At 49.8% G+C, this 18,921-nt stretch carries 21 protein-coding genes; 16 read left to right on the plus strand and 5 right to left on the minus strand.

Going from position 1 to position 18,921, the window contains the following annotated elements; all coding sequences use genetic code 11:
• Window positions 1-30 precede the first annotated feature (30 nt).
• From ABSH60_RS18245 to ABSH60_RS18255, 3 genes are read left to right on the plus strand one after another with little or no spacing between them, the layout of a single operon-like run.
• The gene (locus tag ABSH60_RS18245; RefSeq protein WP_056773717.1) at window positions 31-282 is read left to right on the plus strand and encodes a phage shock protein PspD; all 252 of its coding nucleotides are present in this window, start codon (window positions 31-33) and stop codon (window positions 280-282) included.
• A complete protein-coding gene (locus ABSH60_RS18250; protein WP_390975161.1) occupies window positions 257-1,654 on the plus strand; it encodes a YcjX family protein in 1,398 nt (465 codons plus the stop codon). Before ABSH60_RS18245 ends, ABSH60_RS18250 begins: the two co-directional genes overlap by 26 nt.
• Complete coding sequence (locus ABSH60_RS18255) at window positions 1,651-2,718, plus strand: TIGR01620 family protein (RefSeq protein WP_390975163.1); 1,068 nt, start codon at window positions 1,651-1,653, stop codon at window positions 2,716-2,718. The genes ABSH60_RS18250 and ABSH60_RS18255 overlap by 4 nt, the downstream gene beginning before the upstream one ends.
• A 92-nt stretch (window positions 2,719-2,810) precedes the next feature.
• Here ABSH60_RS18255 and ABSH60_RS18260 read toward each other — a convergent pair whose 3' ends face one another.
• Window positions 2,811-3,002, minus strand: coding sequence for a hypothetical protein (locus ABSH60_RS18260; protein ID WP_056781007.1), 192 nt, complete (start codon window positions 3,000-3,002; stop codon window positions 2,811-2,813).
• A gap of 421 nt (window positions 3,003-3,423) precedes the next feature.
• On the opposite strand from ABSH60_RS18260, the gene ABSH60_RS18265 reads away from it, so the two are divergent.
• From ABSH60_RS18265 to hemB, 3 genes are all read left to right on the plus strand, one after another.
• Window positions 3,424-4,710 (plus strand): efflux RND transporter periplasmic adaptor subunit, encoded by a 1,287-nt coding sequence (locus tag ABSH60_RS18265; protein ID WP_390975165.1) that lies wholly within the window; start codon window positions 3,424-3,426, stop codon window positions 4,708-4,710.
• A complete protein-coding gene (locus tag ABSH60_RS18270) occupies window positions 4,697-6,796 on the plus strand; it encodes an ABC transporter transmembrane domain-containing protein (protein ID WP_390975167.1) in 2,100 nt (699 codons plus the stop codon). The genes ABSH60_RS18265 and ABSH60_RS18270 overlap by 14 nt, the downstream gene beginning before the upstream one ends.
• Before the next feature lie 211 nt (window positions 6,797-7,007).
• Window positions 7,008-7,982: a porphobilinogen synthase gene (hemB, locus tag ABSH60_RS18275; protein WP_056780997.1), complete on the plus strand. Its 975-nt coding sequence runs from the start codon at window positions 7,008-7,010 to the stop codon at window positions 7,980-7,982.
• 154 nt (window positions 7,983-8,136) lie between these two features.
• On the opposite strand, the gene ABSH60_RS18280 is transcribed toward hemB, so the two are convergent.
• Window positions 8,137-8,601, minus strand: coding sequence for a GNAT family N-acetyltransferase (locus tag ABSH60_RS18280; RefSeq protein ID WP_390975169.1), 465 nt, complete (start codon window positions 8,599-8,601; stop codon window positions 8,137-8,139).
• A gap of 204 nt (window positions 8,602-8,805) precedes the next feature.
• Here ABSH60_RS18280 and ABSH60_RS18285 point away from each other — a divergent pair, with 204 nt between their 5' ends.
• Entirely contained in the window at window positions 8,806-9,165 is a 360-nt protein-coding gene (locus ABSH60_RS18285) for a DUF4440 domain-containing protein (protein ID WP_390975171.1), read from the plus strand.
• Between the two features lie 401 nt (window positions 9,166-9,566).
• Window positions 9,567-10,634, plus strand: a complete 1,068-nt coding sequence (locus ABSH60_RS18290; RefSeq protein WP_156362045.1) for a hypothetical protein — start codon at window positions 9,567-9,569, stop codon at window positions 10,632-10,634.
• A gap of 139 nt (window positions 10,635-10,773) precedes the next feature.
• Here ABSH60_RS18290 and ABSH60_RS18295 read toward each other — a convergent pair whose 3' ends face one another.
• Window positions 10,774-11,274: a GNAT family N-acetyltransferase gene (locus ABSH60_RS18295; RefSeq protein WP_390975174.1), complete on the minus strand. Its 501-nt coding sequence runs from the start codon at window positions 11,272-11,274 to the stop codon at window positions 10,774-10,776.
• A gap of 176 nt (window positions 11,275-11,450) precedes the next feature.
• On the opposite strand from ABSH60_RS18295, the gene ABSH60_RS18300 reads away from it, so the two are divergent.
• From ABSH60_RS18300 to ABSH60_RS18330, 7 genes are all read left to right on the plus strand, one after another.
• On the plus strand, window positions 11,451-12,191 hold the full coding sequence (locus ABSH60_RS18300) for an SDR family oxidoreductase (protein ID WP_056780980.1): 741 nt from the start codon (window positions 11,451-11,453) through the stop codon (window positions 12,189-12,191).
• A gap of 198 nt (window positions 12,192-12,389) precedes the next feature.
• Entirely contained in the window at window positions 12,390-13,028 is a 639-nt protein-coding gene (locus ABSH60_RS18305; RefSeq protein ID WP_390975811.1) for a dTMP kinase, read from the plus strand.
• An 86-nt stretch (window positions 13,029-13,114) separates the two neighbouring features.
• Window positions 13,115-13,591 carry a glutathione peroxidase gene (locus ABSH60_RS18310; RefSeq protein WP_390975176.1) on the plus strand — a complete coding sequence of 159 codons (477 nt, stop codon included), beginning with the start codon at window positions 13,115-13,117 and terminating at the stop codon, window positions 13,589-13,591.
• Between the two features lie 318 nt (window positions 13,592-13,909).
• Entirely contained in the window at window positions 13,910-14,263 is a 354-nt protein-coding gene (locus tag ABSH60_RS18315; protein ID WP_390975813.1) for an MmcQ/YjbR family DNA-binding protein, read from the plus strand.
• A gap of 272 nt (window positions 14,264-14,535) precedes the next feature.
• Window positions 14,536-15,126: a GrpB family protein gene (locus ABSH60_RS18320; protein WP_056780970.1), complete on the plus strand. Its 591-nt coding sequence runs from the start codon at window positions 14,536-14,538 to the stop codon at window positions 15,124-15,126.
• A 93-nt stretch (window positions 15,127-15,219) separates the two neighbouring features.
• Window positions 15,220-15,672 carry a GNAT family N-acetyltransferase gene (locus ABSH60_RS18325; RefSeq protein ID WP_200930321.1) on the plus strand — a complete coding sequence of 151 codons (453 nt, stop codon included), beginning with the start codon at window positions 15,220-15,222 and terminating at the stop codon, window positions 15,670-15,672.
• A 174-nt stretch (window positions 15,673-15,846) separates the two neighbouring features.
• Window positions 15,847-16,317 (plus strand): GNAT family N-acetyltransferase, encoded by a 471-nt coding sequence (locus tag ABSH60_RS18330; protein WP_045896579.1) that lies wholly within the window; start codon window positions 15,847-15,849, stop codon window positions 16,315-16,317.
• A gap of 274 nt (window positions 16,318-16,591) precedes the next feature.
• Here the strand turns inward: ABSH60_RS18330 and ABSH60_RS18335 are convergent, their stop codons facing one another.
• Together ABSH60_RS18335 and ABSH60_RS18340 are read right to left on the minus strand one after the other, a co-directional pair.
• Window positions 16,592-17,140: an AAA family ATPase gene (locus tag ABSH60_RS18335; protein ID WP_056780964.1), complete on the minus strand. Its 549-nt coding sequence runs from the start codon at window positions 17,138-17,140 to the stop codon at window positions 16,592-16,594.
• Window positions 17,141-17,435: 295 nt separating this feature from the next.
• Complete coding sequence (locus tag ABSH60_RS18340) at window positions 17,436-17,786, minus strand: hypothetical protein (RefSeq protein ID WP_390975180.1); 351 nt, start codon at window positions 17,784-17,786, stop codon at window positions 17,436-17,438.
• A gap of 269 nt (window positions 17,787-18,055) precedes the next feature.
• On the opposite strand from ABSH60_RS18340, the gene ABSH60_RS18345 reads away from it, so the two are divergent.
• Complete coding sequence (locus ABSH60_RS18345; protein WP_390975182.1) at window positions 18,056-18,901, plus strand: diguanylate cyclase; 846 nt, start codon at window positions 18,056-18,058, stop codon at window positions 18,899-18,901.
• Window positions 18,902-18,921: the final 20 nt, after the last annotated feature.

Below are 18,921 nucleotides of genomic sequence, written 5' to 3' on the forward strand. Positions count from 1 at the left end.
CCTTTTCACGTCCCCGCTTAAGGAATCTTTATGACCCGTTATCTGCATTCCTCGCTGCCGGGTAAAAGCAGCCTGTTGAAGAAAATTTTCGGCGTGATCGTGACGCTGGCGCTGACTTTCGGCCCTGCCGGGCTGGCGGCGCGCGTGCTGGGCGTGGTAGCAAAAGGACCCGTTCGTTACGTTTTAGCACTATTATTAGAACCGTTATTCAAACGTATTTTGACCGCGCTGTTTGGGCGCTACGCCAGGGAGAGCAATGAAAAGACTACAAAACGAGTTTAATTCACTGATCAATCGCGGCATGGACAGGCATCTGCGGCTGGCCGTCACCGGTTTAAGCCGCAGCGGGAAAACCGCATTTATTACCGCCTTCGTTAACCAGCTTTTACACATGCACAGCGGCGCACGTTTACCGCTGTTTTCGGCTGCCCGCGAGGAGCGACTGCTGGGCGTGAAACGCGTACCCCAGCGGGATCTGGGCGTCTCGCGTTTTGCCTATGATGAAGGGCTGGCGTCGCTTTTCGGCACGCCCCCTGCGTGGCCAACGCCAACCCGTGGCGTCAGCGAAATCCGCCTCGCACTGCGTTACCGCTCCAACGATTCCCTGCTGCGTCACTTCAAAGATACCTCCACGTTATATCTGGAAATTGTCGATTATCCCGGCGAATGGCTGCTGGATTTACCGATGCTCGAGCAACAGTATCTCGACTGGTCACGCCAGATGGCGGGGCTGTTACAGGGCGATCGCGCAGAATGGGCGAAGCCGTGGCTGACGCTGTGCGAACAATGCGATCCGCTTGCGCCTGCGGATGAAAATCTGCTGGGTGCGATTGCACAAGCGTATACAGACTATCTGGTGCGCTGCAAAACCGAAGGTTTGCACTTTATCCAGCCGGGGCGTTTTGTTCTGCCGGGGGATATGGCCGGGGCGCCCGCACTGCAATTTTTCCCGTGGCCTGAACTGAACCGCTATACCGACGCGCAACTGGCGCAGGCAGATAAAAACAGCAATCTCGGCATGCTGCGCGCGCGGTTCGACTACTACTGTCAGCACATAGTGAAAGGCTTCTATAAAGATCACTTTGTGAAATTTGACCGCCAGATTGTGCTGGTCGATTGCCTGCAGCCGCTCAACAGCGGGCCGCAGGCGTTCAATGACATGCGCCTCGCGCTGACTCAACTGATGCAAAGTTTCCACTACGGTAAACGCACGCTGTTCCGCCGCCTGTTTAATCCCTGCATCGACAAACTGATGTTCGCCGCCACCAAAGCCGATCACATCACCGGCGATCAGCACGCCAATCTGGTGTCGTTGTTACAGCAACTGGTGCAGGAAGCGTGGCAGAACGCGGCGTTCGAAGGCATCAGCATGGATTGCGCCGGACTGGCTTCTGTTCAGGCGACGGAAACTGGTCTGGTGGAATATCAGGGGCAAAGTTTGCCTGCGCTGAAAGGTCACCGTTTGCAGGACGGCGCGCCGCTGACCGTGTTCCCCGGCGAAGTCCCGGCGCGCCTGCCGGGGCACGCGTTCTGGCAAAAACAAGGTTTCCATTTTGACGAGTTTCGTCCGCGGGAAATGAGCGTGGATCAGCCGTTGCCGCACATCCGTCTGGATGCGGTGATGGAGTTTTTACTGGGAGATAAAATGCGATGAGCGAACCTTTAAAACCGCGTATCGATTTTGAAACGGAATTAAAAGCCCCGGCCGAACCGGTGATCAAACCGGCGCTGGCGTTTGACGAACTCGCTTCAGAGCGCTTCATTCCGGTCACCACCGAAACGGATGAACAACAGGAAGAGGGCGAGGCCGAAGCGGTACTCAGCCGCGCACTCAAACCGCGCCGCAGCGTGTGGAGTAAACTGGTGCGTCTGGGCGTGGCGGTGCTGGGCATCAGCGTGGTGGCGCAGGGCGTTCAATGGGTACATCAGGCCTGGATCCAACAGGATTGGGTGGCACTCGGTGCCTGCACGGCAGGCGGGCTGATTATCCTCGCGGGTGTCGGCTCAATCGCCACCGAATGGCGGCGCTTATACCGCCTGCGGCAGCGTGCCGACGAGCGCGATAAGGCACGTGAGTTAATGCACAGTCACGGACTGGGGCAGGGGCGGGCTTTCTGTGAAAAACTGGCGGCGCAGGCGGGGCTCGATAACAGCCATCCGGCATTACAACGCTGGCAGGCGTCGCTGCATGAAACCCAGAATGACCGTGAAGTGGTCGAGCTTTACGCGCGGTTAGTTCAGCCGGTGCTCGATGCGCAGGCGCGGCGCGAGATCAGCCATTCAGCGGCGGAATCGGCCCTGATGATCGCCGTCAGCCCGCTGGCGCTGGTGGATATGGCGTTTATCGCCTGGCGCAACCTGCGCCTGGTCAACCGCATCGCCGTGCTGTACGGCATCGAACTGGGTTATTACAGCCGCATCCGTTTATTCCGTCTGGTACTGCTGAATATGGCCTTCGCCGGGGCGTCCGAACTGGTGCGCGAAGTGGGGATGGACTGGATGTCGCAGGACCTGGCGGCGCGTCTGTCTGCCCGTGCGGCGCAAGGTATCGGTGCCGGATTGCTGACCGCGCGTCTGGGCATCAAAACCATGGAGCTCTGCCGCCCGCTGCCGTGGCTGGAAGGGGATAAACCCAAACTCGGTGATTTCCGCCGTGAGCTCATCGGCAAGCTGAAAAACAGCATGGTGAAGAGCGATAAAACCAAGGCGGGTGTCTGAGGTTTATTTTGTCATAAGTAAATCTGCGACAAAAAAAGCCCCCAAATAAATGGGGGCTGGTATCACTCTGATTAACCTTTGAAGACTGTAAACTAGGTTGTCAGATAGTTCTGTGCTTTAGCAAGACCGTCGGAAATTTGTGAATACGCTTTGTTCACCGCATTACCGGTATCACTTACTGCGTCCTGACCAAAGTTTGACAAGCGGTCGGCCACTTTATTCACATCTTCCGACCAACCCGCACCATTAACCATTTCAATATCACGTTCTGTTAATTGTTTCATCTTAGGTCATCCTTTTATCTGTTAAAGCCAGTCCCCGATATTCCGGGGGCGATGAAAACATTGAGTAATGCTATGGAGATAATTTCTACGCAATGTCTTCACAGGGATTAAGCCTAGAGCACCCGGAGAAGAATTTGACTAGGAATAATCTCCTAAGTCGAATTTTAAGTTTAACTATCTGTTTTTAATGTAAATTAATACTTAAGCCAATCTGATTCATTCATTTAACGTGTAAAAAATAACCGGGCGACTGCGAGATATTATTTTCACTACAGAAAGTAAATTAATATTACCGCGTGACTGTCTCCTTACGGAAATACCGGCCAGCGATGTTTCAGAGTAATCGCGGTGGCAGGAGGTTTTCGGGCTGCTATCTTTCAAAGATTCTGTTTTTACAGCCTGTTTTCCCGGAACAAAAAATATGCTCTTTCGTAAAGAGGTCAATGAACATCAGCAAAATCACTGGACTGGTAAAGCGTTATTACTCGCCGGCTGGCCCCTATGGATTGTGACATCACTGACCGCTGTTTTTATTATTTTCTTACTCATATTCCTAATCTTCACTAATTACACTCGACGGATTAATGTCAGTGGTGAAATTATCACCCAGCCGCACAGCATTAACTTATTCAGCCCCGAACAGGGCGTGATCACTGAACTGTATGTCGATACCGGTAAACCGGTTAAAAAAGGCCAGCCGCTGTATGAAATTGACGTCAGCCGGGTGACGCAGGCGGGCAACGTGAGCACCACCACGCTCGCCGCGATTAAAAAACAGCGTGAGCAAATTGATGCCATCGTCGCGCAACTTCAACGCAATAAGCAGGAAACGCTGCAAAATCTGCAACAGCAGTTAGCGCAATATGAGAAAGCCCATCAGGTTTCACAAAGCATGGTGGATTCCGCGCAGGAAGGACTGGATGCGATGAAGAAAAGCATGCAGAACTACGGTGCGTATCAGAAGAAGGGGCTGATCAATACCGATCAGCTGAATAATCAGCGCTATCTGTTTTATCAGCAACAAACGTCATTCCAGAGCCTGAACACCCAGGCGATTCAGGAAGCGTTGCAAATCACCAATCTGCGCAGCGAACTGGTGACGCGCGCCGCCGAGTTCGATAACCAGATTTCGCAGTACGGCTATCAGCGTAATGATCTTGAACGTCAGCTGGCGCAGGCCGATGCCAGAGGTTCGTTGCTGATCACGGCGCCAACCTCCGGCAAAATCTCCTCGCTGAGCGTCACGCCTGGCCAGATGGTCAATGCCGGGGACAGCCTCGCGCAGCTGGTACCCGCCAGCAATTCCCCGTTCTTTCTCATTGCCTGGTTGCCCAATGAAAGCGTGCCTTACGTGAAAGCGGGCGAGCACATCAATATTCGTTACGAAGCCTATCCGTTTGAAAAATATGGCCAGTTCCCCGGCAAGGTGGAATCGATTTCCTCTGCGCCGGTTTCGGAGCAGGAACTGAATTCCTACGCCAGCGCGCCGCGAAACGCCAGCGGCACGGTCAGCGGGCCGTATTACAAAGTGATTGTGTCACTGGATAAAAAAGCGATGGACTGGCACGGCGAGACGCTGAATTTATCCAGCGGCATGAAAGCCGAATCGACATTATTCCTGGAGAAAAGGCCGCTATATCAGTGGATGTTGTCTCCGTATTACAGCATGAAGAAAAGCGTGGTGGGGCCGATCAATGAATCTCGATAATGTACGGGAGCTGGCTGACCGCCTGCACTTTAGCTGGCGCCAGCGTGTGCCGCAGATTATCCAGACTGAAGCCGCCGAGTGCGGGCTGGCGAGTCTGGCGATGGTGTTTGGTTATCACGGCAAACACGTTGATTTACAGAGTCTGCGCCAGCGCCACGGCATTTCGTCACGCGGTGCGACGCTGCGCACGCTGATGGATATCGCGGCGGCGAATGAGATGAAATCCCGCGCGCTGAAGCTGGACATCGACGAACTTAACGCGCTGAAAACGCCCTGTATTTTACACTGGGATCTCAACCATTTTGTGGTGCTGGTCGGCGTTAAACAGGGCAAAGTGATTATTCACGATCCCGCGTTTGGCCGCCGTTCACTGGGGCTGCGCGAAGTTTCCGAGCATTTCACCGGCGTGGCGCTCGAGCTGTGGCCGGACAATGGTTTTACCTCTGAAAAACCGCGTGTGCGTCTCAATCTGCGCAAAATGATGGGTAACGTCAGCGGGCTTATTCCGGCGCTGACCAAAATCTTCTGCCTGTCGCTGATGATTGAATCCGTCAATCTGCTGCTGCCGGTGGGGATGCAGCTGGTGATGGACCACGTGATCCCGGCGAAAGACCCGGATTTACTGACGCTGATTTGCCTCGGCCTGCTGTTCTTTATCATTTTCCGCACCGGCGTCAGCATGCTGCGCGCCTGGACTTCGCTGGTGATGAGTACGCTGATTGACGTGCAGTGGAAAGCGCGGCTGTTCGATCATCTGATGAAACTGCCGCTCGACTATTTTGAGAAGCGCAAACTCGGTGACATTCAGTCTCGCTTTACCTCGCTCGACACGCTGCGTACCACGCTGACCACCAACGTGGTGAACAGTATTATCGACGGCATTATGTCGGTGGGGCTGATAGTGATGATGGTGTTGTACGGCGGCTGGCTGATTTGGGTGATCCTCGGCTTCACGGCGGTGTACGTCGTTTTCCGTCTGGCAACGTACAACGCGTATCGTCAGGTTTCGGAGGAACAAATCGTCAAAGGCGCGCGCGCCGGTTCGCATTTTATGGAAACGCTCTACGGCATCAGCACGCTGAAAGCGCTCGGTTTATCGAAAGCGCGCGCCAATTTCTGGCTGAATCTGAACATTGATAACGCCAATGCGACGGTGCGTAAAACCAAGTTTGAAATGATGTTTACCGGCGGTAATACGCTGATCGCCACGCTGGATCAGGTGGCGCTGCTGTGGCTGGGCGCCACGCAGGTGATCGACGGCCATATGACGCTCGGCATGTTTGTGGCGTTCAACACCTATCGCGGGCAGTTTTCCGAACGTGCGGCCAATCTGCTGAATATGATGTTACAGCTGAAAATGCTGTCGCTGCACCGTGACCGCATCGCGGATATCGCGCTGACCGACACCGAAAAATCGCTGCCGGAACGTGAGTTGTTGCGGGCGGGCGAGGCGGCGTCGCTGGATGTGCGCGATCTGGTGTTTCAGTACGATGGCCTGATCGCGCCGCTGATTAACGGGCTGAATCTGTCAGTGGCAGCGGGGGAGAGTGTGGCGATCACCGGGCCGTCCGGGCAGGGCAAAACCACGCTGATGAAAATCATGACCGGTTTACTGACGCCAACCGAAGGCCGCATTCTGATCAACGGCATGGACATCACCACCGCCGGTCTGAACAATTACCGCAGCTGCATCGCCTGTGTGTTACAGGATGATACGCTGTTCGCCGGATCCATCGCCGAGAACATCGCCAGTTTTGACGAGCAGAAAGATGACGCACGCATCGTCGATTGCGCCCGCCGTTGCAATATCCATGATGATATTGAACGCATGCCGATGGGCTATGAAACGCTGATAAGCGAGTTGGGCGGCAGCCTGTCCGGCGGTCAGAAACAGCGTGTGCTGATCGCACGTGCGCTTTACCGCCGTCCGGCCATTCTGTTCCTCGATGAGGCCACCAGCCATCTGGATCTGGACAACGAAATGCGCATTAATCAGGCCATCAGCGAACTGGATATCACGCGAATATTTATCGCGCACCGGCCTTCGACCATTGCTTCCGCCGATCGCGAAATCAGGCTGGGTTAGTGTGCGTCAGGCGATCCCTCATCCGGGATCGCCTTGCCAAAAATGCGGCCTCCGTTACATCTCCTCACGGAAAGTTCATCATTTGTTTAAAAGTTATTATAAAATGCGGGCTTCATCGTCTGACGGCGCTGCAATGCCTCCTGCCGTCTGAACTGTCTGCGCTCTTGTTTTTAAAAATTTCAGCGCAACAGATTAATTTTTAGGAGTTTTCATGTCGAATCAGTTCCCGAGCTCACGCCTTCGCCGCCTGAGACAGTCCGAATCCCTGCGTACACTTTTTCAGGAAACTGAATTTAGCGTCAACGATTTGGTGCTGCCGATTTTCGTAGAGGAAGAGTCTTCTGAATACGTACCTATCGAAGCCATGCCCGGTGTGCAACGTATCCCCGAATCCCGTCTGGCGTTTGAAATTGAACGTTATGCCCGCGCCGGTATCCGCTCCGTCATGACCTTCGGGATTTCGCATCATATGGATGCCACCGGCAGCGATACCTGGAACGAAAACGGTCTGGTTGCCCGTATGGCGCGCATCTGCAAAGACACCGTGCCTGAAATGATCGTCATGTCTGACACCTGCTTCTGCGAATACACTTCGCACGGCCACTGTGGCGTCCTGCACGATCACGGCGTTGATAACGATGCGACGCTGAAAAACCTCGGCAGACAAGCCGTGGTGGCCGCCGCCGCTGGCGCAGATTTCATCGCGCCTTCCGCTGCACAGGATGGTCAGGTGCAGGCTATACGCAGCGCTCTGGACGAAGCCGGCTTCATCGACACCTCGATCATGGCGTACTCCACCAAATTCGCGTCTTCGCTCTACGGACCTTTCCGTGAAGCGGGCGGCAGCGTGCTGAAAGGCAACCGTAAACAATATCAGATGAACCCGATGAACCGCCGCGAAGCGGTGCGCGAATCCCTGCTCGATGAACAGGAAGGCGCCGACGCGCTGATGGTGAAACCTGCCGGTGCCTATCTCGATATTATCCGCGACATCCGCGAAGCCTCCCGTCTGCCACTGGCGGCGTATCAGGTCAGCGGCGAATACGCGATGATCAAGTTCGCGGCGCAGGCCGGTGCCATCGACGAGCGTGCCGTGGTGCGTGAAAGCCTGGGTGCGATCAAACGTGCAGGCGCAGACATTATCCTGACGTATTTCGCCATGGATATTGCCGAAAACGGGCTGTAATTTCAGCACGTGCTGCAAACGAAAACCGGGCAAAAGCCCGGTTTTTTTATGTCAGCGCGGCGGAATGATGTTCACGAAGAAGCGTCTGCCTTCTGCTTGCAGCGTTCGCGCTAAACGAACGTGATGAACAACTTGGTGTATCAATCAACCTGCATCAGTTCAGAGGATGAAATTGATATGTGTTCATGTAGAGGCGGTGGGTAACGTTACCGGCATCTGCCAGTGGAATAAAGCCAGCACCTTCATAGAAGCTGAATGCTGACTGAGGCGCGTTAGTATTGATAAAATCAAACCAGCGCTCAGAACCTTCCAGTATTGTTCTGAGCAGAGTGATACCAGCCCGCATTCTTCTCCACTCAATTCCTACATAGAGATGACGGAGTCGTCCGGCCCGGACTGAAGGCATGTAGGGATCTTGGTTTAATCCGCATACGGCAATCAGTAATCCGTCAGCGTAAAAACCTAACAAATTCTCACCGGGTTTATCAAAGCGGTTCTGCCCGTTGAGCCAGTTTTCTTCAAGTCTGCGTAGCATGTTAAATCCAGCAGCCATGCTCTCCTCTTTTAACGCCAAAAAACCGTTGTTGTCCGGAGTGATTTTCGCGATAAGAATATTCATGCGTCTCTCTTTGTATTCAGCGCGGATAATCCAGACACTCTCAGGTCCTGTTTGCTGCAAACTGGACCTCCGCGGTTCTTTTGTGTCTGCATACTGGCGACCTTGTGTCTGAAGTCCTGATTACGTTTAAATCATTTTAGCGAAGCGCCACAAAATGATTAAAGTAATAAGCGCGACTGTCAGAATTTAAAGAGGAGGAACGCCATGTTGCTGGAAAAGCTTACATCGCTCGAATGCACCCTTCACGGTGCCAAAAGGAACGATCGGAAATGGCTTGAACAGATACTTCACCCTGAGTTCACGGAAATCACACGATCAGGTCTGAGGGTGAATCGGCAGGAGACGATAGATTCTCTTACCGCCGAAGAAGGTGCCCCGGCTATTCTCAGCAGCGACTTCCGGCTCATCAGCATCAGGGATGATTTTGCCATATTGCATTACCGGACAATTCATCCGGAGGGTACCAGGGCTTCCCTTCGTACTTCATGTTGGGAGTATTCTGATAGCAGGCATTGGAGGCTGGTTTTCCATCAGGGAACCCCGGAGGCTGGGAGCCTGGAATAGGGAAAGACGGAGGGCTGCTCCTCGCATAAGCGGACTGTTCAGGTACGCATGTTTGCTTTGTGCCAGAAGCGGACGTTGGTTGAACATTTGGACGAATACACAGTGTTATTTTCTTTTTTCAGAAAATAGCTGAATTTTAGCAAATTAACAGGCACATTTATTTGTTGCTGAAGGAGGGGGGACATCTTAGCTTAGGCACTTAGAGCGGTTTCCCTAAAAATAACAGTTCAGACGAAAGTAATAATGTGCCAGCACGCTTTGATCACAGCTAGCAGTAGTTGATTATGATTAATTTTTTTATTAAATAGTTAACATTGGTTTCCATATAGTGCCCCAGGGGACGCGTGCTGACGCAATATAAAATGTTAGCTAACTACACAACCATTAAGGTTTAATATCGTATGACTAAAAGAGATGAATTTTCGAAAGCAACCAAACAATCACTTGCTTCTAGGGCTGGTTTTAGATGTTCATTTCCTGCTTGTGATGCCGTTACAGTTGGGCCAAGTCAAGAATCAGATACAGCAATCTCTAATGTAGGCGTTGCTTGCCATATAACAGCAGCTGCGGGAGGTCCAGGAGCTAGAAGGTACGATCCTGATATGTCTCCCGAACAAAGAAGAAGCATTCATAATGGTATTTGGATGTGTGGTAGACATTCAATTGAGATAGATAGGGATGAAGTACGGTTTACAGTTGAAAAACTAAAACATTGGAAAATAATAGCTGAAGAAAGGGCTAGTATCGCGCATAGTTTTGGTGCTGATTATGTAGATAATAACTCACACTTATTTTTTAAAGAACTAGCTCCATCTAATGCAGTTATTGAATTAGAAAAAATATCTGGAGCAAATGCACTAATTGGTAATGCAGTATTTGATAGCTCAATACCATCTGTTTGGGGAAAGAGGCAAGCAATAGTAGTTCGTGACTTAATAGTTGAGCTATGCCGTAATTGCTTTAATTCTGGTTCAGCTAAAAAGTTTGAACTTAATATATCCCTAAATGTTATTGAAATTACTTATGATGGTGAGGAATTTAATATTTTTTCTTTACTTGAAAATGATAAAGGTCGTGGCGGAAAAGAAGTTTTAAGTGAAGTTATCGAGCATTTTAGGGATTCAGTTGCAGTAAGCTATCACTATGAACTTGCGAATAAAGTTATAATCCATAGAGTCGCAGACTTTGACGAACTCCAAAATAAATTGCCATGTGTTGTCAGTTTGAACTTTAATGATTTAAATAAAGCAGCAGCGACATTGGATGTTCATGAAACATGTGGTGCTATTTATATAATACTCCCGGAGCACTTTGTGCGTTCAGATGTAAACGCTATAGAAAGTAGGTTGTCTGCTATCCAGGTTAAAGGTAAACCAGTGTTTATTGTTGGTAGAGATCTATCAGATACTACGATTAATGCTCTTTCGAGTCACTTTCCTCATCTTGAAATAGTGCACAAGGTTAGCTAACAAGTTGCTCAAACTCTAGCCTGCTATTTTACGCCGGTTAGGCAAGTATTAATGTCCGCTCCTCGCTCAAAGCAGCCCTTGGCTCTGCCGCTGGCTGCTTCGTGCCCGTGCAGCCCTTGCAAAAACAGTCAAAAATAAGTCAACCGGGAGCTGAAGGTGAGTGTTTGTCAGCCCGGTTTATCCCATGGGTATAAATATCAGGCCGGGTTATGGTCCATGCATAGTTTTCGCGATTTACGGGTTCATACCCAAGCTTTTCATAAAGCCAGGGAGCTGTTGTTGTGAACAACATTATTCTGCGTAGCTTTTCAAACACAGGGTGAAGGTGTATGCATTCCATCACCCATCTTCCAAGCCCTTCTCCCTGATATTCTTCAAGCACATAGACATCGCAAAGGTAGGCGAATGTCGCATAGTCCGTTATCAGACGAGCGAAACCTATCTGGATTTCATTATGATAAACGCCAAAGTTAAGGCTGTTTTCTATTGATGCAGAGACAATATCCAGATCAATACCTTTAGCCCAGGTAGACCTGGTCAGATACCGGTGTATAGCCTCTACATCCAATTTTTCTGTGTCTGTGCTTACCAGGTACATATCCTTTTGCCACTCATGTTTCTCTGAAATGTTCACTTTCATTCCTGCCCGGAAGATTTAGGGAAATCTCACCTTATCATCCGATGGAAAAATTGTACTGCCTGAATCGATCAGGGCAGGGCATCCATTAACGTCGCTTCCACATGATTAAACAGATGACGACTACGTTTATCTTTCGTAAGGTAAATGCCGATTAAAAGGTTCAAAGGGGCGTAATGATGGGAAGATTTCACGGTAAACGTGTACTTATCACGGGTGGCACCAGCGGTATTGGGCTGGCAGGCGCGCTGCGAATTGTGAAAGAGGGAGGACAGGTTGCCATCACGGGGCTGAGTGACGAACGTCTTGCCCAAACCCGCACGCTGTTGCCGGACACCGCGCTGATCCTGAAAAGTGATGCGGCAAGTGAGGCGGATATTGATGCGCTCGCTACCGCAGTCAGCAGCTGGGGGCGGCTCGACGGATTGTGGCTGAATGCGGGTTACGCAGAAATTGGTACACCGGAATCCGTTACGGCCGATGCCTTTAACCGCATGATGAATGCCAATGTTCGCGGGCCGATGTTGCAGCTTGCCTCACTTTCCAACATGTTGAACCCAGGTGCATCCGTGTTGGTCACCGCATCGTCTTCGGTCTATGAAGGTGCGCCCATGACGAGCTTATATGCTGCAACCAAAGGCGCCGTGGTTGCCATGGTAAAAAGCTGGGCCGCCTCACTGGCCGCGCGCGACATTCGCGCCAATACGCTGGTGCCAGGACCTGTCGAGACGAATTTCCGGCACTTCATGTCCGAAGAGTCGCGGCAAAAGTTTGAAGATTTTGTGGTAAGCCAGGTGCCTCTCAGGCGAGCCGGTACCGCTGATGAAGCTGCCGCCGTCGCACTTTTTCTGCTCTCAGACGATGCGTCCTACGTAACCGGAAGCCAGTATGCGGTGGACGGCGGGCTGGTTCACTATTGATGTGAAAAACCCATTTAAATCATCTTTTACTAAATTACTGGTCATCGATTCATTTACCCGTTTTGGGTAGGTGGATGATGCTGAGCGACAGACAGAGGCTGCGAACGACAGGGTGGTCGGCTGTTACTAAGAAGGTTATAAGATGTTTTTGCCAGAGTTGAGTGTTAAGCAAACCCTATGTCAAACGTCATTTCAACAATGAGTCGTCCGCTGTTTATTTCTCTGGACGGGCCCAAGGGAGTCGGCAAAACCACCCTGCTGGAGGCCATGACGAAAGTGCTCAGGGCAGATAACAAGAAGGTGATCCGACTTAGCGAGAAAAAAAGCGATCCTTACAGGGGGGAAACAATGGCCCTCGTGAACAGGCTCGCCAGACATCCCACCCTGGAATTGGAACGGGAAGTTTGTGAGCGTTTTGCTGATAGCCGTGCCTGGATTTCCGAGCACGTGCTGCCTAAACAGCCACCGGACAGCATTATCTTAATGGATCGCTGGTACCCGTCGGAAGCCGCGTTTCGCCGTAAGGTTCCATTTGCAGAGATCTTACAGCTTAATATTGAACGAAACGTGCGTACGCCAGACCTGCATATCGGGGTGGTTACTGCGCCTGACATTTCATGGGCCAGAGCCGCGGCCAGAACGCGTGGGCTAAGCAGTACCGTCATTCATAAACTGGAAGAGCATGTCGCTTGTAGCAGGGCGTTCGAGCGAGAAGTTGCAGCTCAGGGCTGGGTGTTGTGCCGTAATGAAGGAATCATCGAAGACGCAACGGCGCAGGTTATTTCTGAGATCTACAGAGTGCTTAAATGCCCTGCAGGCATCGGTTTTGCGGGCTGAGCTTCTGCCGCATGTCGCCTGTTATTACAGCAACTTATTCCGTCACTCTCTGTTCGACTTTGCACATATTCTCTGAGGAGCCCGACATGACCACCTTTCATCAACTCACCGCCACCAGTCTGGGTGGACAGCTCATTTCTATGGCCGACTATGCGGGTAAGCTGGTTCTGGTGGTGAATACCGCCAGCCATTGTGGCTTCACGCCGCAATACGCAGGCCTTGAATCGCTCTACAAGAAGTTCGCTCCCCAGGGGCTGGTGGTGCTTGGTTTCCCCTGTAACCAGTTCGGTAATCAGGAACCTGGCGGAGCCGACGACATCGCGCAGACCTGCCACATCAACTATGGTGTGAGCTTCCCGATATTCGAAAAAGTGGAGGTCAACGGCCCGGCTACGCACCCGGTGTTTCGTTTCCTGAAAGACGAATTGCCCGGTGTGCTGGGTGGGCGGATCAAGTGGAACTTCACTAAGTTCCTGATCGGGCGCGACGGCAAACCCCTCAGGCGTTTTGCACCGATCAGTACGCCGGAGAAAATGGAAGCCGTCATTGTTGCTGCACTTTAAATCTAGGCGTTCGTGTAATTCCAATCGTCCACATTCAGAGAGCTTCTGACAAACTGATTATATCCGGATGCGGTTAACAACCGCTTTCGCCCTAAGCTGCCCATTCATATAAGCATGGCTGCGTTGTGCCAGGAGCTGACATTTCTAACTTTACGATGTACTTATCAATCGGGATGAGTTCAACCCATCTTGTAAGGTGACCCGCACCAGTGTTTTCGGACTCACCTTAAATAGAATGCGGATGACTAAAATAGGCATGAACGCGGTATTATAACTTCCAGAGTAAAATATAAAGTAAGTGATGTTAAGGAAACTATGATGAAGAGAGATGCATTATACAGCTACGCACGAGAACACTTTAAATCTGAACCGGAATATCTCTGGAGCAACCTGCCGGGCTACGCAGTACTCAGGCATCACGACGGAAAGAAATGGTTCGGTATCGTGATGAATGTATCTGGCACTAAGCTGGGTCTAAAGACGGAAGATCAGGTAGATGTGCTAGAAGTGAAAGTCAGACCGGAGCACATCGGCTCATTGCGTAAAAAAGAGGGTATCTTTCCTGCTTACCACATGAACAAAGAGCACTGGGTCAGCATACTTCTTTCCAGTCCGCTCTCTTCCAAAGAAATATACGAGCTGCTTGAAGATAGCCATGATCTAACAGCCTAATAAAATATATCAGGAAGGGTTCAATGAAAAAGCTGGGCTCACACCCAAAAGCATATACACCAAAGATTCTGCACAAAGTTATGACCACTATGGTTAGTTGGATATAAAAGTGCTTATGTCTTCTGCGAGAGCTAATCTTCAGCTTTTCGCTCACAGCGGACCATTCATATCTGTATGTCTGCTTCGTGCCAGGAGCGGACGTTTGAGAGACATCCAAACCCATCTCCTGTACGCTATTGTTCATAATTTGTATGGTCGATAGGTGTTGGTTTATGGTTAGCCCAAAAGAAATAATGCAGCATTATGTCATTGATCCTCAGGATAGTTATTTTGTTAATGGCGTACCGCCGATTGAGAATGTTGCGGTCGTTGCTTATGATCCCCTGTGGCCGGAAATATATTCATCGTTAGCATCCACTATTAAAAATAAATTAGGTTCGAATTTACTAAGAATTGATCATATAGGTTCTACGGCGGTACCTGGTCTGGCTGCCAAACCCGTTATTGATATTGATTTGACAGTTGCTGATGCTACAGATGAAAAAACTTATGTATTAGCACTTGAGAGTCTTGGGTATAAACTAATTGTGCGTGAGCCTCGCTTCCATGGACATCGTCTTTTTCATTACGATAATCCCAGAGTTAACCTTCATGTTTTCACTCAAGACACTCCTGAAACAATCCGACATGTGCTTTTTCGAGATTGGTTGCGACAGTCAAAGAAGGACTGCCAGCTATATGCTGACGTTAAATTAGATGCAATTAAAGGTTGTAGCTTAGATATTCAACAATATCACGAAAATAAAAGCAAAGTGGTGCGTGAAATCTATCAGAAAATATTCAAACATTTAGGCTATATCTAATATGTTTCTTGACCGTTATTGTTTGATATTTACACCAAATATTATGGTTGAAAATCAAAAGCTGAAAAATACAGATAAAGAGATGTAGGAAGAATGATGCAAATTTCTTTAAGAATCGCCACCAACGCTGATCTCGCCATCGTTAACGAGCGCTATGCTGAGATTGATTTTGTACCGTCACTTGCAGGGGAACTAATCGTATTGGCGACTGATGGCGATAATATTGTTGGTCAAGGTAGAGTTGTAACAATCGATACAGAAAGCGGCGAGCTTGGGGGAATTTATGTTTTTCCCGGCAATGAGGGTCTGGGGATCGCCCGTAAGGTGGTAGATTTCCTAATTAAGAACTCAGGTCTGTCAGTTCTTTACTGTTTACCTTTTGCTGAGCTTGAAGGTTTTTACGGGTCAATGGGATTTGGTACCGTCAAAGATATAGAGAAAATCCCACCGGCGGTTATCAAAAAGCATGAGTGGTGCCTGAGTAACTACGATAAAACCGTACTCCTTCTGAGTAAGGAGATGAACGTATGCAGATACTCAGACTAAAAACAGATCGCTTGCTGTTAAAACCATTAGGCACCAGAAAGTGCTGTACTACCGACAGGTTAAAAAACTGAATATCCGGGAAACAGCAGATGCCACAGGCTATAGTTGCTCTCAAGTATGTAGCATCCAGACCCTTTACCGGCAGGCAGAACGCGTTACGACTAACGAGGTTTTATGAAAATCAGAAGGTTCACTAATGGGGATGAAATTGCGTTATTCAGGGTCTTTTTATCTTCTGTACATACCATCGCATCACACTACTACACACATGAACAAATAGAGGCCTGGGCTCCACCAGATATCGACCCGGAACAATGGGCCAATTACATGAAGGAGCTGCGCCCCTTTGTTGTTGAAGTGGATGGGGAAATAGCTGGATATGCAGATGTTCAGCCGAATGGGTACATTGACCATTTCTTTGTCTCAGGAACCTACCCGAGACAGGGAGTAGGGACGCTACTGATGAATTGCATTCATGAAGAAGCTAGACAACTTGGAATTGCTGAACTTACTTCAAATGTGAGTAAGGCTGCGGAAGAGTTCTTTCTACGGCACGGCTTTCATGTAGTGGAACGGGGTTTTCCTGTCCGTCGTGGCGTGACACTACAAAATGCATTGATGCGGAAATATTTGGCGAAACAATAGAAAGCTGGTTGAAGGAAAGTATTGACCTTTTCGCCTGATTGAAATCAGTCAGTACAGAAAACCATCATAACGTACAATATTTTCCGTTTCCCAAACGGAGTCCTGAATTGGCGCAGTCAATTAAGTCAACGGGAGAATAACGTCGGCATCCCGTTCAACGCAGTCCCTGGATTTTTTCACAGGCAGGTCTGTGCCAGGAGCGGAAGTTCTATATTCACTAGAATATGGCAGGTTCAGGCATGGTGATTCATCATTAAGCGCAGTTACCGTTCTATCAGCGTAATATCCTGGAAAGGATGAAATCCACACGTTCCTCTACAGAAACGCATGGTAATTCAATCAACTGATAGTCATATATACGGTATGCTTTCACCATCGCGTGATATGTCGCGACGGCGACATCGAAAGATTGCTTGCGCTCTGTATCCTGTACATATATGTCACGCCAGGGTGGTGCAATAAATACGGTACGGTTATAACGAAATTTCGCAATGGCGTTATCCAGATGCCTCGGTATGGTAAGCTCTTCAAGGCTTAAATAACCCGCAACATCAGGAACTCCACGATCGAAGAAGCATGGTCGTGTTTGCCCTTCCGCTTCGTGCCACGAACGCATTTCCCAAGATAGCATGAGCTCTGCAAAAGCTGTTCGATTGGCCCACGGCAATGCATCACCCTCTATGTTAATCTGGTCCTGTATAACACCTCTTCCAGCTTCTTTTGAACACCAATACCCTCGTTTTATGATCGTATCAATTATCGTGCTTTTGCCTGACCCCGGGCCACCCGTCAGAATGAAACGATGTTGTAAAGCTGAAGACATTGAACCCTCCCAAACATTTATAGACGCGATAAAGCAGCAATATTGATGGCGTACTTTCCGCGCGTCGCCATATTACCTGTTGATGGCATGACTAACTACGTTTTATCCTGACTCGCATGTCCTCTTCTCGCTCACAGCGGACCTCCAGCCTGGTTAGCTCATCTCCATTCTGCGCTAGGCTGGATGACCCATGCGAATTTACTGAGAAGGCTACCGGTTGCCAGATTATGCAGCCAACATGAAGCTGACCCTGACCCGAAATCCTGCTCCAGTCAGAAACAGAATTCCGGATGATCTACACTCCCTGAACTATGCCTGCCGCCTTATCGTATATCTCGTTTAACTCTTCTACAGTTGGTATTAGCATCAACGCCGATGTTAAGTTGTATCTTGCTCTTTCAACCTGCTCCAGATTCCAATCTTTCTGCGATAAAAGAGATAAGCGAGTCACCTCACTATCTATTAGCTCTACATTCTCGACTAGCCACTTTTTAGTCGCTAGCATTGCCGCAACTACTGTTGCACGATCTACCTCTGAAGATGCAAGTTCAAATTTCCCACAATTATAATCAACATCCGGTAGCGTCTGCTTGAATGCAGATACCAATGCTTCCTTCATCTGTGGGCTAAAATCTATGTTACCCATTCTGATAACTTAATAGGTCGTCCGGGTGTGACAATATTTCGGTAATCATGAGTTTACGCCTTTATCTGACAGAGGTACTTTTGAGTTACCTGTTTTACTGACAACTGTCCCGATCGCAGCGAGCCTGTGCGGTGCGGTGCGTCAAACTGACACACGAAAACACCGTCTCCATGGGTCCTGGTTTTAAACATCATCCACCACTACGGAAATTCAATATGCTGCAGTCTTCATCCGTTCGCTTCAGGGTGGCGGTTATCCTCCGGGTTTGCATGGCACTCACTACTGCTGCCATTGTGGCCATCAGCGCAGGTTCCCCACTGGGCACCTTCCGTGAAATCATGTCCAGTCCGGGGTTATATATTGATCTCTTCTTCCTGCTGCTCCTGATTTTTACCTTGGGGAATGTTGCCTGTGTTTTCGTTGACGGACGTCCCCTGAACGGAGCAATTAACGGCCTCATACTCTGGATCGCTGCAGGTGCATTCGATGTGATGGATGAAATAGTCAGTCAACCGCGATGGGTGGGCTACTTCTGCGAAGATTTGTTAAAGCTCTCCGGAATGCTTCTCACCGTTATTAGCGTCTATTGCATCATCATGCGGATGAATTCACGTTTTTCCGTGGCGCAGACCAGCGCCCTGCATGATGAACTCACCCGGCTTCCGAATCGGCGTTATTTTGTGGAAACCCTCAGCAGCACGACCAGTACACAGCTGTCAATGATGATCATCGATATTGATTTTTTCAAGCACATCAATGACCGGTGGGGGCATGATGCCGGTGATGGTGTTTTGTCCAGATTCGGCGGACAGCTGGCGGGTATCAGTGGGCCTGCACTGAAAGTTTTCCGTATCGGTGGAGAGGAATTTGCGGTAATCGGCGAGGGGCTTTCCCGGTATGAGGTGATTCGCTATGCAGAATCCATCTGCAGGAATGCCCAGAACATCAGACTGGATGATGGTCAGGGTATCTCCGACAGTATCGGGGTTGCTTTCCGGAAAGTTGGGGAAAGCCAGCAGTCGTTAATGAAAAAAACCGACATGGCGCTCTATCGGGCAAAGGAAAACGGACGAAACAGAATTGAGTTGGCCGGCAATGAAAGGTCTGTATCTTAACCTTGTTCAGATATCCTCCT

Source organism: Rahnella sp. R3(2024), assembly GCF_042920125.1.
Taxonomy (GTDB): domain Bacteria; phylum Pseudomonadota; class Gammaproteobacteria; order Enterobacterales; family Enterobacteriaceae; genus Rahnella; species Rahnella rivi.